The following is a 17,752-nucleotide window of genomic DNA, read 5'->3' as shown; positions in this document are numbered from 1 at the left end:
AGATATATGGAAGTATTTTCAAACTTACTTATACCAGTAATAATTTTGTACATAGTAGTTTATGGTAAATATAAAAAAATAGATGTATATGATAGTTTTGTAAAAGGGGCAATTGATGGTTTAAAGGCTGCATGGGATATTTTACCTTATATAATAGGTATATTTTTAGCAATAGGAATATTTAAAACTGGTAAAGGCCTTGATATGTTAGAATGGTTATTTACACCAATAGCAAATATGATGAGTATACCAAAAGAATTAATAGGTTTAATAAGTGTAAAACCTTTATCTGGAAGTGGTGCCTTGGGAATGTATAGCGAACTTGCACATAGAGTTGGAATAGGCAGTTTAGTAGAAAAAATGGGTGCTACAATTGTAGGCTCTTCTGAGACTATTTTTTATACAATGGCAATCTATTATGGGAGTTTAAAGATAAAAAATACTAGACATACATTGTCATGCGCTATGATTAGTCATGTTGCAGGAGTTATAGCAGCAGTTTTTATTTGCTATGTAATATTTGTATAATTTGTTGACAATGTGGGAAAAATTTTATAATATAGTGATTATATAGAAATAAATTGTAATATGAATTATAAGCTATGAAAAGAAGAGTAGATAAGGATTTTTTCTATCAGAGAGCTAGGTTAGGTGAAAGCTAGTGTAAAAAGATTTATTGAAGATGGTCTTGGAGCTTTTTATCTGAGCATATATGCTAAGGTAAAACGGTTAGGCACGTTATAGTCTACTAAGGTATCTATAAAGTTAATTTCTACATTTCATGTGAAACATAATCGTTATAGATGAATTAGGGTGGTACCGTGAATAATCTCGCCCCTATGTTAAATCATAGGAGGCGATTTTTTATTATTTTAAATGAAATATATATAATTATGAACGATAAAAAATTAGGAGGTAAGTAATATGAGCAAACCGAGTTTTTATGTAACAACACCAATATACTATCCAAGTGGAGGATTACACATAGGTCATACTTACTCAACAGTAGCTGCAGATACAATAGCTAGATTTAAACGTTTCTGTGGATATGATGTAAAGTTTTTGACAGGAACAGATGAACATGGTGAAAAAATACAAAAGAAAGCAATAGAACAAGGAATGTCAGAAATAGAATACCTTGATGGAATGATAAAAGATATAAAAGCATTATGGAATACTATGGATATATCTTATGACGATTTTATAAGAACAACAGAAAAAAGACATACAGATATAATACAAAAAATATTTACTAAGTTATATGAACAAGGTGATATATACAAAGGAGAGTATGAAGGTAGATATTGTACTCCTTGTGAGAGTTTCTGGACAGAATCACAGTTATTAGAAGGAAACAAATGTCCTGATTGTGGAAGAGAAACATACTTAGTAAAAGAAGAATCTTATTTCTTTAGATTATCTAAATATGAAGATAGATTAAAAGAGTTATTTAAAGACGATAGTTTCTGTTTCCCAGCTGCTAGAAAAAATGAAATGGTGGCAAATTTCTTAGATAAAGGGCTGGAAGATTTAAGTGTAACAAGAACAACTTTTGACTGGGGAATAAAAGTTCCTTTTGATGAAAAGCATGTAATTTATGTATGGGTAGATGCTTTATGTAACTATATAACAGCATTAGGATATATGACAGATAATGATGAAGAATTTAAAAAATATTGGCCTGCAAATGTTCAAATAGTAGGTAAAGAGATAGTGAGATTCCATACAATAATATGGCCAGCACTTTTAATGGCTTTAGGTTTAGAAGTTCCAAAACAAGTATTTGGTCATGGATGGATATTGTTTGCTGATGATAAAATGAGTAAATCAAAGGGTAATGTTGTTTATCCAGAGCCAATAATAGAAAGATATGGAATAGATACTCTTAAATATTTCTTATTAAGAGAGTTTGCATTTGGTCAAGATGGAAGTTATACTCATAGAAATTTTGTAACAAGAATAAATTATGACCTAGCAAATGATTTAGGAAACTTAGTAAGTAGAACTGTAGCAATGGTTGAAAAATACAACGGTGGTATAATACCAACAGTAAAAACTTCAACTGATTTTGATGCTGATTTAAAAGAGCAAGCTGTATCAACTAGAGAAAATTTTGAGGCTGAAATGGATAAAATGCAATTCCATGAAGCATTAGAGAGTGTATGGAAACTAGTTAGAAGAACTAATAAATATATAGATGAGACTATGCCTTGGGTGCTTGCTAAAGATGAAAGTAAAAAAGATGAATTAGATACAGTTTTATATAATTTATGTGAATCTATAAGAATAATTGCAACACTAATAAATCCTATAATGAATGAAACTGCTAATAAGATATATGCACATATAGGAATACAAGGTCAAGATGATATAACTACATGGGAAAGCACAAAGACATTTGGTCTTATTGGAGAAAACGTAAAAGTGTTTAAAGGCGAACCTTTATTCCCAAGACTAGATGTAGAAAAAGAAATAGAAGAATTAACTAAAATGTTTTCTGGGAAACCTCCAGTAGAAGAAAAACCTTTAGAGCATAAAGAAGAAATTACTATTGATGATTTGGATAAAATAGAGCTTAGAGTAGGAAAAATAATAAGTTGTGAAAAGCATCCAAAAGCAAATAAATTATTAGTATCACAAGTTAAGATTGGACCAGAAACAAGACAAATAGTGTCTGGAATAGCTGAATACTATAAACCAGAAGATTTAGTTGGTAAAGAGGTTACAGTGGTATGTAACTTAAAACCAGTTAAGTTAAGAGGTGTAGAATCTCAAGGGATGATATTAGCAGCAGGAGATGATGGTGACCCTTATGTTCTACCATTTACACAAGGTGCCAAGGATGGATGCGAGGTTCGCTAATAGGCAATTAAACAGTAAGGAGATAAAAAATGTTATTTGACTCACATGCACATTTAAATGATGAAAGTTTTGATGAAGATAGAGATGAACTTATTGGTTCATTAAAAGAAAAAGGTGTAGATTTGGTTGTAAATCCAGGAGCAGATATAGAAACTTCTATAACAGCAATTGAACTATCAAAAAAATATGACTTTATATATTCGGCAGTTGGGGTACATCCACATGATGTATCAAAACTAGATGATACAGCAATAGACACTCTAAGAAGACTTGCAACTGAAAATGAAAAGGTTGTGGCTATAGGAGAGATTGGGTTAGATTATTATTATGATTATTCTCCAAGAGAAGAGCAAAAAGAGTGGTTTAAGAAACAAATTGAACTAGCTAATGAGTTAAAGCTTCCAATAATAATACATGATAGAGATGCACATGCGGATACTTTTGAGATAATAAAAAACACTAAGAGTCCTGAAATAGGTTGTGTGCTTCATTGTTATAGTGGTAATGTGGAATTAGCTAGAGAATATGTTAAAATGGGATGCTATATATCAATTCCAGGAACAGTTACTTTTAAAAATAATAAAAAAACTAGAGAAGTTGTAAGAGAGATACCTCTAGAAAGACTGTTTATAGAAACTGATTCACCATATATGTCACCAGAACCACATAGAGGAAAGAGAAATAATCCTTCTCAAGTAGCTTTTGTTGCAGATAAAATAGCTCAAGAAAAAGGAATATCTTATGAGGAAGTGTGTAAAATTACTAAAGAAAATGCGAAGAAGTTCTTTAATATAAAATAAGTAAATTAAAAATAAAATTTACAATTATACAAAAATAATAGTTATAAATATAGAAAAAGCATACCATTCAGTTTGAATGGTATGCTTTTTTTATTTGTAATATTATAATTTTTTATTAGTTTTACAACATACTTCTTAACATTGTTAAAAAAGAATTTACAAGATATTCACTAGAATTAACTCAAACATAATATCCATTTAACTTAGATTGTATATTATATTCTTAGAAATAAGTAAATAAAGGAAAGATTAAGGAGGCAAAATTTTGCATACAGTTGATAGTACTAAGATATTGATAAATATGAACTATGAGAAATTAGAGCAAATATATTTAATGATAAAAAATACATCAAGCATTTCTATAATTAAAGCCCCTAGCTTAGCTACAGTGATGGTGAGAGCCAACGAAAGTGTAAAAAATACTACATTTAATTTAGGAGAAATACTAGTTACAGAGTGTAGTGTTAAGGTAGATGAAAGCTTAGGTTATGGTATAGTTGCAGAAAATAATGAAAAAAAAGTTATTTGCTTGGCAACTATAGATGCAGTTTTACATAGCAATAATAATAAATTTGATGAATTAAAGAACTACATAAATAAAAGTATCTGTGAAGAAAGTTTAAGATATGAGCAAGAACTTATTAATGAATTTAGTTTAATTAATAAAACAAAAGTCCAATTCAATACTATGGATTAAGTAGGAGGAGAATCATGGTAAGTTACACGCAAGAAATATATAGAAAGTTGCTAGATAGTGCTTCATTTCCTGGGAAATTAAATAACATCAATAATATAAATATAGAAAATAATACAAAATTATCAAATGGAGCAATTGGTATAGCAATTACTTTATTAGACCAAGAAGTTACCTTCTATATAGAAAACTGTACTAAAGAAGATATAAAAAATATAAGAGCGCTGACAATGTCAAACCAAGTAAATTACAATAAATCAGATTATCTGTTTTTAGATATTAATTCAGAATTAGATATACTACAAATTAAAATAGGTTCTTTTGAATATCCTGATGAAAGTACAACTATAATACACCAAGTAAATGAACTATCAACAGATTATAAAGATAAATTCATAAGACTTTATTTAAGTGGTCCTGGTATAAAATCTAAAAAGAATTTATATATAGATGGAGTTAAACAAGAATTCTTAGAAAGATTACTTATGATAAATAAAGACTATCCGACAGGGTCAGATTTGATTTTAATAGATAACAAAGGAGAACTTGCATTTATACCAAGGTCATCAAAATTAAGTTGGGAGGTATTATAATAATGGCTTATGTGGCAGTTAAAGGTGGAGAAGAAGCTATATTACAGGCTAAAAATATACTTGAATTTTATAGAATAAAAGGAGAAAGCCTACCAATAGATGTAAAACAAATTAAAGAGCAAATGTCTTATGCTGTGGACAAAGTGATTTCTGAAGGAAGTCTATACAATAAGGAATTATCTGCATTAGCTATAAAACAGGCTCAAGGTGATATATTAGAAGCATCTTTCTATATAAGAGCATTAAGGTCAACAATGCCTAGAGTAACCTATTCAGAACCTATAAATACAGAAGAAATGAGAATAGGTAGAAGAATATCAGCTACATTTAAAGATATACCAGGAGGGCAGTATCTTGGAGCAACTAGAGATTATGAAAATAGAATACTAAATGTAGAGTTGCTTAAAGAAGATGAAGAAAAAAATAGAGATTTTAAAGCTAACTATATAAATGACTTAGAAAAAGTGAATGAAATACCTAAATTCACAAAAGTATCTAATATATTTAGAAAAGAGAATTTGTTGGAAGAGGATACTTATGAAGATAAATTAGAAGAAGTAATAGATGATATTACAAGAAACAGCCTAAGATTTCCAGTTTCTAGGTCAGCTAAATTGCAGGCACTTACTAGAGGTGAAAGTGGAGCCGTATCAGGGTTTGCTTATTCTATTGTAAGAGGTTTTGGTGATGAACATCCATATATAAGTGAACTTAGGACAGGAGATGTATATATAAAAATAAAACATCCTATTTATGAAGATGAGCAAATAACAATCGGAGAAATGTTAGTTACTGAGTGTGAAATAGTATCAAAAGCATCACAAAGTAAGTCTGAAAATTCTAAAAATAAATCGGGAGATATAAATAAAATGTCTTTAGGATATGGTCTTTGTATGGGAAATAATGAAAATAAGGCTATATCTATGGCTATACTAGATAAATCTTTGGAACCAAATAGTGAAAAATTAGCCCAAGATGAAGAATTTGTATTACTTCATATAGATGGTATAGATTCATTAGGGTTTATATCTCACTTTAAGCTTCCTCACTATGTAGATTTTAAAGCAGATGTAGAAAGAATAAAATAGGATATGGAGGGAAATTAAGTGATATATAACTATGGTTTTTTAGATGAAAATACAAAAAAAGAAATCCGAAGAAAAATACTAAAAGCAGTTTCAATACCTGGTTATCAAGTACCTTTTGGTTCAAGAGAATTACCTATTGCTAAGGGATGGGGGACTGGAGGACTACAACTAACCCTATCATTGCTTGGTGAAAGTGATGTAGTAAAAGTGATTGACCAAGGAAGTGATGATTCTACAAATGCTTGTAATATAAGAAATTTTATTTCAAGTGTAAGTAATGTAGAAACTACAAAAGATACATTAAAATCTACATTGATTCAAACAAGACATAGAATACCAGAAGAAAAATTAATGTCTAATCAAATACTGATATTTCAAGTGCCAATACCAGAGACACTTAGAATAGTAGAGCCTAGTGAAGTAGAGACAAGAAGAATGCATTCAGAAGAAGATTATAGTAGGATGTGGGTATATCTGTATGAAGATATAGTTAAATTTGATGATATATCAATAGCAGCAGAGTATCCATGTAAAGTAAATGATAGATATTTAATGAATCCATCGCCAATACCAAGATTTGATATAAAGAAATTAAACATGTCAGATAACTTATTTTTATTTGGTGCAGGTAGAGAAAAGAGAATATACGCTATACCTCCATACACAAAGGTAGAACCTTTAGAATTTGATGACTATAAATTTGAAGAGGAAAAATTTGAAGGAAAACATTGTAGTTTATGTAAAAGTTCAAATACATTTCTAGATGAAGTATATGATGGTGATACTAATGAAAAGTACTATAGCTGTTCTGATACAAGTTATTGTGAAAAAGTTAGGTTAAGAAATGATGGCGTAGATGTGGCAATTGGAGGTGCTTGGAATGAGTAGTGCAAAACTAGGCGAAGACAAAAAAATAGAAAATATAGATAAACAAGTGTTAATAGGAAAAAATATTAATCTTATTTATGGAGATGGATGTGAAAATTGTTTTGAGAGTACAGGATATGAAAGTAATAATATATGTAAATATTGTGGTTCTATAGTTGCATGTAATAATGTAAATCTTGAACTTTATGAAGGAGAAGTTCTTGGTATTGTTGGAGAATCTGGTTCAGGAAAAAGTACATTGTTAAAGATTTTGTTTTTTCAAGAGAATGCAAATAGTGGAGAAGTGTACATGTCAAATTATGACAAGTGTACAAATATATTAGAACTCTCAGACCAAAAAAAGAGGTACATAAAGAATCATTTTATGGGTATTGTATATCAAAATCCCCACCTTGGTTTAAATTTGAATTTTAGTAGTGGTGGGAATATAGCAGAGAAATTATTAATGGCTAATATATATAATGTTGAGAAAATAAGAGATAGGGCTAAAGAGCTTCTAGTAAAGACTAATATACCTGTAGAAAGAATAGACCACAAACCGAAATATTTTAGTGGGGGAATGCAACAAAGAGTTCAAATAGCAAAAGCACTTTCTAATAATCCTCCAATACTTTTATTAGACGAAGTTACAACAGGACTGGATGTTTCTGTACAAGCTGAGGTATTAGATTTAATAAGGGAAATACAAAGAGAGCTTAAAATCTCTATGATAGTAGTATCTCATGACTTTGATGTTATAAAAATGCTTGCTGATAGGACAATTGTTATGAAAAATGGAAGTGTAATCGAATCTGGTTTAACAGACCAAATAATGGAAGACCCACAGCATCCATATACTCAGCAACTTATAAATTCACTACTATAAATAATATTTGTAAATAAGTAAAATGGGGGTTTTAAATAAAATGGAAGAAATTATACTTGAAGTAAATAATTTTAGCAAAGATTTTGAATTACATGCATTAAATAAAACTATAAAAGCGTGTAGTGAAATAAATTTTACAATTTCCAAAGGTGAATTTTTAGGAATAATAGGAAAATCTGGAGCGGGAAAGTCTACTATATTAAAAAGTATTTATAAAACATATATCCCAACGACTGGAGAAATAATATTTAACTCAGAAATATATGGAAAGATAGATTTATCTACAATTGGTGACAGAGAAATGATAAATCTTAGAAAAAAGGAAATAGGATATGTATCACAGTTTTTAAAAACACTTCCACGAATAACGGCTATTGAGCTAGTAGTACATTCTTTAATTGAGAGTGGATTTGAAAAAGATTGTGCATATGATATGGCAAAAGATATACTAACTCAGTTTGAAATAAAGGAAAACTTGTGGGATGCTTATCCGAATAATTTTTCTGGCGGAGAAAAATTAAGATTAAATCTAGCACAAGCTATGGTCAAAAAACCTAGGCTTTTGTTACTTGATGAACCAACTGCATCACTTGATAATCAATCTAAAATATACGTAAAAGAAAAAATGTTGGAACTTAAAAATCAAGGAACTACAATGATAGGGATATTTCATGATATAGAATTTATGGAGACTGTTATAGATAAAACATTTACTATGACAAAAGGCACTATAAGTGAAAGTGGGGTAGCTTAGATGGTAAAATTAATTCATAATGCAAATATTGTATTGGAAGATAAAATATTAGAAAATGGCCATTTAATTATAGAAGGAGATACAATAAAGAAAGTCTCAAATGATAAGATTGATTATTTACTAGATTTCAACGAGATAGATGAAATAATAGATGCAAAAAACTTATATGTTATACCTGGTATCATAGATATTCATAGTGATGCTATTGAAAAGGAAATAGAGCCAAGACCAAGTACATTATTACCATTTAATATGGCATTTTATGAACTAGATAAAAAACTACCTGCAAATGGAATAACAACAGTTTATCATTCTATATCTTTGGGTGATGGAGTAGGAGTTAGAAGTATTGATAATTCTTTGGAAATGATTGAAAATATCGATTCGTACAAAAATATAAATAGTAAGAATATAAATCATAAAGTTCACTTAAGGTATGAAGTGTTATACCATGAAGGTTTAGAGAAGGTGTCAGAGTTGTTAGAAGAAGATAAAATAGACTATTTATCTATAATGGACCATTCTCCAGGACAAGGTCAGTATACAAATCCAAAGTTCTATAGAGAGTATGCTACTAAGGTATGGGGAGTAACAGAAAATTATGTAGATACATGGTTAGATGACTTAGTAGATTTACATGATAATTTAGATTGGAATAAAATAGCCAGTGTCATCGGAGTGGCAAAAACTAAAAATATAAATGTTGCATCACATGATGATGATACGTTAGAAAAAATGGATTTTATAAAAAATATAGGAGTTAATGTATCTGAATTTCCTATAACTCTTGAAGTTGCAAAATATTCAAAGAAATTGGGTGTTTTAACTTGTCTAGGTGCCCCAAATATTGTAAGAGGGAAATCTCATAATAACAACTTAAAGGCAATGGATGCTATATTGGAAGACTGTTGTGATATTGTTTGTTCAGACTATCTTCCATCAGCAATGATAAAGTCCATGTGCATAGTTGCACAAGAAACTAACAATCTAAATAAAGCAGTTAACCTATTTACTTCAAATCCAGCTAAAGCAGTTGGTATATATGGTGAAAGAGGTAGCATAAAAGAAAATAAAAAAGCGGATTTAGTTTTATTGGATATTGATAGTGAGTATCCAAGAGTTGTAAATACTATTGTAAATGGAAAAACAGTTTATAAAAGGGAGGTATAAAGATTGTTAACAGATTTACATTGTCATACAAGCATATCAGATAATAACTTCACTACAGAAGAAATAATTAAGAGAGCATCAGAAAATAATATAAGTGTTTTAGCAATAACAAATCATGATACATTGTCTGGATTAGATGAAGCTATCATATTGGGAGAAAATTATGGAATAACTATAATACCAGGTATAGAAATATCAGCATACGATTATAAAAACAGAAAAAGAGTTCATATCTTGGGCTATAACATAGATTTAAATAGTCAAGAAATAAAAAATTTATGTAATCCAATGGTTTGTGATAGACATAAAGCATCTGTTAAGATGGTAAATAAAATTATAGATTTAGGATATAAAATATCTCTAGAAGATGTAAAGAAATATTCATCAAAGACTGGAATATTTAAACAACATATAATGAAAGCGCTTATAGATAAAGGATACACAGATAAAATATATTCAAGTTTATATAAAGAGTTGTTTCATAGAGGAAATGGTAAGGCGTATGTATCTTTAAAATATGTAGATTATAAAGATGCAATAAGAGCTATAAAAAGTTCTGGTGGAATTTGCGTACTAGCTCATCCTGGGCAAATGGACAATTTTAATGCTATTGAAGATATGGTGAATGTTGGATTAGATGGGATAGAAGTGTATCATCCATCTCACAATAAAGACTTAGAAAAAGAGTCACTTTCTTATGCTAAGAAATACAACTTAGTTGTTACAGGAGGCTCAGATTATCATGGGCTTTACTCTCAGCATGAGTGTGACCTAGGAAGTAAAAGCTTAAATAGAGAAGATTTATTTAAGTTTAGGTTAGCCTTAGGAGGGGTTTTATAAATGTCTTTTTTACAAGTTAAAGATGTAAGTAAAAGTTATGGACAAGCTAAAGTGCTAAAAGACATATCTATTGATATTGAAAAAGGAGAGTTTATTTGTTTATTGGGACCAAGTGGATGTGGGAAAAGTACATTGCTTAGGATAATTGCAGGGCTTGAAGACAAACATGATGGAAAAATAATAATAAATGATAAAGATATGACAAACTCACCACCTGAAAGTAGAAATTTTGGTATAGTTTTTCAGTCATATGCACTATTTCCAAATATGACTGTTTACAAAAACATAGCTTTTGGCTTAGAAAATAAAAATATAAATAAATCTAATATTGATAAGAAAGTTAATGAAGTTTTAGAGGTAGTAGAATTAAGTGGATATGAGAAAAAGTATCCCTCTCAATTATCAGGAGGGCAACAACAGAGAGTCGCACTAGCTCGTGCAATTGCTCTAGAGCCAGATTTTTTACTTCTTGATGAACCATTATCTGCATTGGATGCAAAAGTAAGATTGAAACTTAGGGAACAGATTAGAAGCTTACATAGAAAACTGGGTATTACTACTATAATGGTAACTCACGACCAAGAAGAGGCACTTTGCTTGGCGGATAAAATGGTTGTTATGAATAGTGGAGAAATAATACAGGTTGGGACTCCAAAAGAAGTATATAAAAATCCAGAGACCCCTTTTGTAGCTGATTTTATAGGAACAATAAACTTTATAGATGATGGTATTAATAAGATAGCTATCAGACCAGAAGATATAAAAGTAGAATTTAATAGAGATTCTAAAGACAATGATATCAAAGTTGGAGAGATTTTAGATATTGAATTTAGAGGATTTAACTATAGAATTACAGTTGAGTATTGTTCTAAGAAAATAAAATTAGATATAGTTTCAAAAGTTGCAGAACAAATGAAACTATGTATAGGGTCTAAAATAAATTTTAAAATTCCCAAAGAAGGAATTGTAGAATATAAATCAGAGGGATGTGCTTAATAGCTAGGGGTGAATAAATGATAACAACAAAAAACAAAAGAAGGATAAGTGATAGTACAATACAAAAATGTTTTTTAATTTTTTCGCTAATTATACTAATAGTATTTATATTGTTTCCTTTAGTATCATTATTAAAAAATGCATTTTTAGATACAAGTGGAAACTTCATAGGTATTTCAAATTTTAGTAAATATGCTGAAAATCCAAGTCTTATAGCATCATTTAAAAATTCAATTTTTGTATCTACAGTTTCATCTTTAATATCACTATGTTTAGCATTTATCTATTCATATGCAATAACAAGAACAAATATAAAATTTAAGAATTTTTTTAAAACTATGGGAATGTTTCCCCTTTTTGCACCAACTATGTTATATGGTATTTCACTTATATACCTGTTTGGAAATAAAGGAATATTTACAACAATGGGATTTGAGATACCATTATATGGACCATTAGGAATAATTGTCTCTCAAATACTGTTTACATTTCCACAAGCTTTTTTAATACTATCCGTTGCTCTTTCAATGGCAGATTATAGACTTTATGAAGCAGCAGATAGCTTAGGGGCTAGTGATTTTAAAAAGTTTTTTAAAATTACAATTCCAGGCATAAAGTACTCACTAGTAAGCTCCTTCTTTGTATCCTTTATACTTGCATTTACAGACTTTGGAGCAGCAAAAGTAGTCGGAGGAAACTATAATGTGTTAGCTACAGATATATATAAGCAAGTAGTAGGGCAGTTTAACATACCAATGGGAGCAACTGTTTCTATGGTAATGTTGATTCCTGTACTAATAGCTTTTACATTAGACAAGGTGGCAAGTAAAAAACAAGGAATGACTATAACAGCAAAATCTATGCCTTATAAAATTAAAGAAAACAAATTTAGAGATAGAGTATTTTTAATAGCATGTAGTTTTATAACTTTATTAATCTTCATTTTGATATTTGTTTCAGTTATAGGTTCAGTCATAAAATTATGGCCATATAACCTAAGTTTTACAATGGAACATTATACATTTAAAGGTATTTTAGGAAGCGGATTAAAAACCTATTTAAGCAGTTTAAAAATATCAACATTAACAGCTATATTTGGAACTATATTTGTGTTTTTTAGTGCATACATGATAGAAAAAGTAGATAAGTTTCCACGATTAAGACAAACAGCTTACTTTTTATCTATGATACCAATGGCATTACCAGGTCTAGTGCTAGGAATATCATATATAACTTTTTTTAACTCAGCAAGTAATCCACTAAATTTCCTATATGGTGGTACAGCTATACTTGTCATAGTAAATATAGTACATTTTTACTCTGTTTGCTTTATAACTTCAAATTCGTCACTAAAAATGTTGGATAGAGAGTATGAGTTAGTTGCAAAATCTATAAACATTCCCTTTTATAAAGTGTTTTTCAACATCACAGTACCAATGTCTATAACATCAATACTTGAGATAGTAGTATATTATTTTGTAAATTCAATGGTTACTGTTTCAGCATTAATATTTTTATATACTCCTCAGACTCAGACTGCATCAATATCCATATTGAAGTTAGATGAGATAGGATATATAGGACCATCAGCAGCTATGGCAGTATTAGTGCTTTTAACAAATATAATAGTAAGACTTTGCTATGAATTCGTAACAAAAAAATTAAAAAATAATACACAAAAATGGCAACAAAAAGATGTTGCATAGGGGAGGTAAAGATGAAATTTAAGAAGCTAGTTTCTTTAGGAGTATTATCAACACTTTTATTGAGTGTAATAACAGGATGTAGCACTGCCTCATCAGGTGGAGACTCAAAGTCTGATAGTAAAACAAAAGGTGATTTAACAGTTTACACAGCAATCGAAGAAGACAGTATAGACCCATATTTAGCTACATTTAAAGAAAAATACCCAGATATTAAATTAAATGTTGTTAGAGCATCAACAGGAGATATAACAGCAAGACTATTAGCAGAAAAAGATAACCCTCAAGCAGATATTGTATGGGGGATTGCTGCCACAAGCTTGCTAGTTGCAGATGACCAAGGAATGTTAGAACCATACGCTCCAGAAGGGTCTGATAAGATAGACCCTGCATTTAAAGATGATAAAGAAGTACCTTCATGGGTTGGAATAGATGCTTGGATGACAGGTATAACAGTAAATACTAAAGAATTAAAAGATAAAAATATACCAGTTCCTAGTTCTTATGAAGATTTGATAAAGCCAGAATATAAAGGTCTTATATCTATGCCTAATCCATCTTCTTCTGGTACAGGATATTTAACGGTATCAGCGCTTATACAAATTATGGGAGAAGAAAAAGCATGGCAATATATGGATAAGTTACATGAAAATATTGGTGTATATACTCAATCAGGTTCAGCTCCAGCTACATCAGCAGCTTCAGGAGAGTATCCTATAGGGATATCTTTTGGATACAGAGGCATAAAATTAAAAGAAGAAGGTTATCCAGTAGAAGTAGTGTTTCCAAAAGAAGGTTCTGGATGGGATATAGAAGCAAATGCTCTTGTAAAAAAAGATAATATAAAAGAAGCTTCTAAGGTATTTTTAGATTGGGCAATAAGTAAAGATGCAATGAATGAGTATTCTAAGAACTATGCAGTTACTACAGTTGATACAGGAAATCCAATACCAGAAGGATTCCCTAAAAAGCCATTAGAACAAATGATAGATAATGATTTAAAATCAGCAGCAAAAAATAGAGAAACTATATTAAATAAATGGATATCAAAATATGATGGAAAGACAGAAAAGGAAAGTTAAATTCATTAATAAAATACAATAAAAAAGAGCCTAGAATATAAAATTTATATCTAGGCTCTTTTAATGTATATTTGTCCTGAGTTCTACATCTTTTTCTATAAATCATTAATATTAAAAAAGAAAATTGTATGGATGATATAATATTAATACAGGTAATGCTACATGGGACTTATTGTTGCTTATAGGTGATTCAATAGAATATAATAGTGAATATATTTATCTAGTAGGAATAAATTTTTCTTAAACTATAGATTTCTAAATAAAAATAAATAGGTTAGTGCCTTGATTAAATTAAATAAAAACCTTAAAATAAAGAGATGTAAACAAAAACTAAAAACAAATAAAAGGTGAATTTATATGATAAAAGAGATAATAGTAGTAGAGGGAAGAGATGATGTTACAGCTGTTAAGAGAGCAATAGATGCAGAACTTATAACCACAGGTGGATTTGGATTTCCAAAAGGAGTAATGGAGCGTATAAAATCAGCTAATGAAAGACGAGGAGTTATAATATTTACCGACCCAGATTTTGCAGGTGAAAAAATAAGAAAAAAAATAGCATCAGAAGTTCCAGGATGTAAACATGCGTTTTTACCAAGAGAAGAAGCTAAAAAGGATGGAGATATAGGTATAGAAAATGCTACTCCTAAAAGTATAATAGCAGCTTTAAATAAAGTTAGAACTGAAAGTACAGAGAAAAGAGATGAATTTAAACAAGTTGATTTGATTAGAAATGGTCTTATAGGAAATGAAGATGCATCATCTAGGAGAGATGCACTTGGTAAAATACTTGGGATTGGTTATGGAAATGCAAAGCAATTTTTAAATAGATTAAATAATTATGGTGTTGAAAGAGAAGAATTTATAAGTGCATTAAAACAAATTTAAATGTAAGCATGTATGATATGAAAAAAATATATAAAAAATAAATATAAAATTATGGAGTAATTTAAAATAAATTATCTTTAATAAATATTTTGCTTTAAACACATGTAAATAAGTATAATTAATAGGATAAAATCTTAAAATAAGTTAAAAAGGAGTAAACGATGGATAGACTATCTTCACACAGTGCAACGAAAGAAGTAGTACAAAAACATAATTTTAAATTTTCAAAGTCTTTAGGTCAGAATTTTTTAATAGATAGTAATATAATAGATAAAATATTGGATGGAGCTAGAGTTACAGAAGGAGATAACATAATAGAAGTAGGTCCTGGGATAGGTACACTTACTTGTGAAATGGGTAAGGTAGCAGAGAAAGTGGTAGCTATAGAAATTGATAGAAACTTAATTCCTATATTGAAAGATACCTTATCAGATTTAGAGAATATAGAAGTTATAAACCAAGATATATTAAAAGTAGATATACAAGAACTAGTAAAAGATAAATTAAATGGTGGACCAGTTAAGCTTGTAGCAAATCTTCCATATTATATAACTACACCAATAGTTATGAAATTTTTAGAAGAGGATATACCTGTAACGGATATAGTAGTTATGGTTCAAAAAGAAGTTGCAGATAGAATGAATGCTGTTCCAAGTACAAAGGATTATGGAGCATTGTCCATAGCTGTTCAGTACTATTGTGAAACAGAAATTGTAGCAAAGGCTCCAAGACATATGTTTATACCACAACCCAATGTAGATTCAACGGTTATAGGTTTACATGTCAGAGCTGAAAAGAAATATGATGTTCATAATGAAGAACTATTTTTCAAGACAGTAAAAGCATCTTTTGGACAAAGAAGGAAGACTTTACTTAATTCATTGGGAGGCCTTGGTTTTCTTAATAAGGACGAAATAAGAGAAATATTAAAAGAAGCTAATATAGATGAAAAAAGACGTGGTGAAACTCTTAGTATAGAAGAGTTTGCAGTTCTTTCAAATATAGTAAATACAAAAGTATCTTCTAAATAGGAGGTACTTTTTTTTATTTTATTAACATATATTGTTTAGAGAAACTGTGTTAAGGGGGGATTGCAGTGGGTTCTAAAAGAAAGTTTAAAAGAGACTATATAATACTAGAAGCTAAAGACATAAACTTTAGATACAAAGAACGAGTACTGCCAAAAGCTTTTGCAAAAGTCGAAGTAAATGATGAAAAATCAATCATTGCATTATATGTAGAAAATCTAAAATATGTTAAAGATGGGTATAAAGCAGTAGCAATAAAAGGTGACCATGGATTAATAGACTTAGGAAATATAATTTTAAATGAACAAGGAAGAGGTGAATTTGTTTTAGATTTAGAGGATTATGATGAAGAAATAAAAGGAATTGCCTTATTGTATGAAAGAAATATTCCTCTAGTTGGGTTTAAGGGAAATAAGATTGAAAATTATGAGGACATATTATTCCAAGATGTAGAAGATGAAGAGTTAGCTGAAAGTGAAGAAGAGTATTTAGAAGAAGATATAGAGGTTGAAAGAGAAGAAGAGTACTTAGAAGAAGATGCTGATAATGAAGAAAACAGTGATAGTGACGAAGAATATATTATAGAAGAATATGATGAAGATGAATATGAAGATTATTGGGAAGATGATGAAACCGAAGAGGGAGAATTAAAGATAAGAGCAGATGTAGAAGATTCTAGTGATGATGAAATTGAAGAATTTAATAACTATAAGGAAATAGAAAATTATAACAAGGCTAAAGAAAATGAATTCTATGACGATATAGAATATGAAGATGAATATGATGAGGATGAAGAAGATTTTGAAATAAGACATGAAGAAAAGGTAGTTGCTTCTCAAAAAACTACTAAGTCAAAGAAAACTCAAAAAGAACAAAATAATGTTGAAAAAGTAAAAAGAGCCAATGGAATAAATCAAATAGATAGTGGGAATAAGCAAGCTGGAACATTACTTATGCCTAGGCAAATAAAGAAAGGGTTAAAGCTATTTAGAGAAGTTAAGCCTTTTACAGCAGATTATATAGACAATACAAGATGGTGGAAAATAGAGGTAAACCCTACAACATTGTGTGGATATTCAATGCCTTATTTAGGATATTTAAATGTATTGAATTATACAATGTATAGTGATGCAGTTTTACATTCATATAAATATAGACATTACTTATTCGGAGTACAATATGATGAATATAATAAGAGAAAGCATTATATTTATGCTATTCCAGGTAATAGAAATGAACAACCAGATAATGGAAGTACAGGATTTTTGAGATATCAAGCTTGTGACCACAGAACCAATAGTTTAGGCTACTGGTTATGCTTTATAGATTCTAGACAGAGAAGTATAGTTAGATAAAACAATAAGAATGAAAGAATTTAACTTTAACTTTCATTTTAGTAAAGAAACTTAACTAAAATGATATAAAAGTTTAAAAACTATTGATAATATTTAAATATTACACTACAATATATGTTGAAATACCTATTATATTATGGAGGAAG

General features: G+C 29.4%; 17 protein-coding genes and 1 other annotated feature. All 17 genes read left to right on the top strand.

Annotated features, from left to right (window positions below):
- The first annotated feature begins 6 nt into the window (after positions 1 to 6).
- The 17 genes from IC758_RS18690 (at position 7) to IC758_RS18610 (ending at position 17,606) form a co-directional block, all read left to right on the top strand.
- Positions 7 to 528 (top strand): spore maturation protein, encoded by a 522-nt coding sequence (locus IC758_RS18690; protein ID WP_227436373.1) that lies wholly within the window; start codon positions 7 to 9, stop codon positions 526 to 528.
- Positions 529 to 593: 65 nt separating this feature from the next.
- Positions 594 to 842: a binding site (T-box leader), on the top strand.
- 82 nt (positions 843 to 924) lie between these two features.
- A complete protein-coding gene (metG, locus tag IC758_RS18685; RefSeq protein ID WP_227436371.1) occupies positions 925 to 2,862 on the top strand; it encodes a methionine--tRNA ligase in 1,938 nt (645 codons plus the stop codon).
- Between the two features lie 29 nt (positions 2,863 to 2,891).
- Positions 2,892 to 3,662 carry a TatD family hydrolase gene (locus IC758_RS18680; protein ID WP_227436369.1) on the top strand — a complete coding sequence of 257 codons (771 nt, stop codon included), beginning with the start codon at positions 2,892 to 2,894 and terminating at the stop codon, positions 3,660 to 3,662.
- A gap of 265 nt (positions 3,663 to 3,927) precedes the next feature.
- Complete coding sequence (gene phnG / locus IC758_RS18675; RefSeq protein ID WP_227436367.1) at positions 3,928 to 4,359, top strand: phosphonate C-P lyase system protein PhnG; 432 nt, start codon at positions 3,928 to 3,930, stop codon at positions 4,357 to 4,359.
- A 14-nt stretch (positions 4,360 to 4,373) separates the two neighbouring features.
- Positions 4,374 to 4,949 carry a phosphonate C-P lyase system protein PhnH gene (phnH, locus tag IC758_RS18670; RefSeq protein WP_227436365.1) on the top strand — a complete coding sequence of 192 codons (576 nt, stop codon included), beginning with the start codon at positions 4,374 to 4,376 and terminating at the stop codon, positions 4,947 to 4,949.
- 2 nt (positions 4,950 to 4,951) lie between these two features.
- On the top strand, positions 4,952 to 6,037 hold the full coding sequence (locus IC758_RS18665) for a carbon-phosphorus lyase complex subunit PhnI (RefSeq protein ID WP_227436363.1): 1,086 nt from the start codon (positions 4,952 to 4,954) through the stop codon (positions 6,035 to 6,037).
- A gap of 18 nt (positions 6,038 to 6,055) precedes the next feature.
- Positions 6,056 to 6,925: an alpha-D-ribose 1-methylphosphonate 5-phosphate C-P-lyase PhnJ gene (locus IC758_RS18660; protein ID WP_227436361.1), complete on the top strand. Its 870-nt coding sequence runs from the start codon at positions 6,056 to 6,058 to the stop codon at positions 6,923 to 6,925.
- On the top strand, positions 6,918 to 7,790 hold the full coding sequence (locus IC758_RS18655) for an ATP-binding cassette domain-containing protein (RefSeq protein WP_227436360.1): 873 nt from the start codon (positions 6,918 to 6,920) through the stop codon (positions 7,788 to 7,790). Before IC758_RS18660 ends, IC758_RS18655 begins: the two co-directional genes overlap by 8 nt.
- A gap of 40 nt (positions 7,791 to 7,830) precedes the next feature.
- Positions 7,831 to 8,544, top strand: coding sequence for a phosphonate C-P lyase system protein PhnL (locus IC758_RS18650; protein ID WP_227436358.1), 714 nt, complete (start codon positions 7,831 to 7,833; stop codon positions 8,542 to 8,544).
- A complete protein-coding gene (locus IC758_RS18645) occupies positions 8,545 to 9,714 on the top strand; it encodes an alpha-D-ribose 1-methylphosphonate 5-triphosphate diphosphatase (protein ID WP_227436356.1) in 1,170 nt (389 codons plus the stop codon).
- 3 nt (positions 9,715 to 9,717) lie between these two features.
- Positions 9,718 to 10,554: a PHP domain-containing protein gene (locus IC758_RS18640; protein ID WP_227436354.1), complete on the top strand. Its 837-nt coding sequence runs from the start codon at positions 9,718 to 9,720 to the stop codon at positions 10,552 to 10,554.
- Entirely contained in the window at positions 10,555 to 11,550 is a 996-nt protein-coding gene (locus IC758_RS18635; protein ID WP_227436351.1) for an ABC transporter ATP-binding protein, read from the top strand.
- Between the two features lie 17 nt (positions 11,551 to 11,567).
- On the top strand, positions 11,568 to 13,256 hold the full coding sequence (locus IC758_RS18630) for a putative 2-aminoethylphosphonate ABC transporter permease subunit (protein WP_227436349.1): 1,689 nt from the start codon (positions 11,568 to 11,570) through the stop codon (positions 13,254 to 13,256).
- Between the two features lie 11 nt (positions 13,257 to 13,267).
- On the top strand, positions 13,268 to 14,335 hold the full coding sequence (locus tag IC758_RS18625) for a putative 2-aminoethylphosphonate ABC transporter substrate-binding protein (protein WP_227436348.1): 1,068 nt from the start codon (positions 13,268 to 13,270) through the stop codon (positions 14,333 to 14,335).
- A gap of 357 nt (positions 14,336 to 14,692) precedes the next feature.
- Entirely contained in the window at positions 14,693 to 15,223 is a 531-nt protein-coding gene (gene rnmV, locus IC758_RS18620; protein ID WP_227436345.1) for a ribonuclease M5, read from the top strand.
- Between the two features lie 161 nt (positions 15,224 to 15,384).
- Entirely contained in the window at positions 15,385 to 16,254 is an 870-nt protein-coding gene (rsmA, locus tag IC758_RS18615; protein ID WP_227436343.1) for a 16S rRNA (adenine(1518)-N(6)/adenine(1519)-N(6))-dimethyltransferase RsmA, read from the top strand.
- A 65-nt stretch (positions 16,255 to 16,319) separates the two neighbouring features.
- Positions 16,320 to 17,606, top strand: coding sequence for a hypothetical protein (locus IC758_RS18610; RefSeq protein WP_227436342.1), 1,287 nt, complete (start codon positions 16,320 to 16,322; stop codon positions 17,604 to 17,606).
- Positions 17,607 to 17,752 lie beyond the last annotated feature (146 nt).

Origin of the sequence: Clostridioides sp. ES-W-0016-02, from assembly GCF_020641035.1 — a bacterium.
Classification (GTDB): Bacteria; Bacillota; Clostridia; order Peptostreptococcales; family Peptostreptococcaceae; genus Clostridioides.
This window is presented reverse-complemented; position numbering and strand designations above follow the sequence as displayed.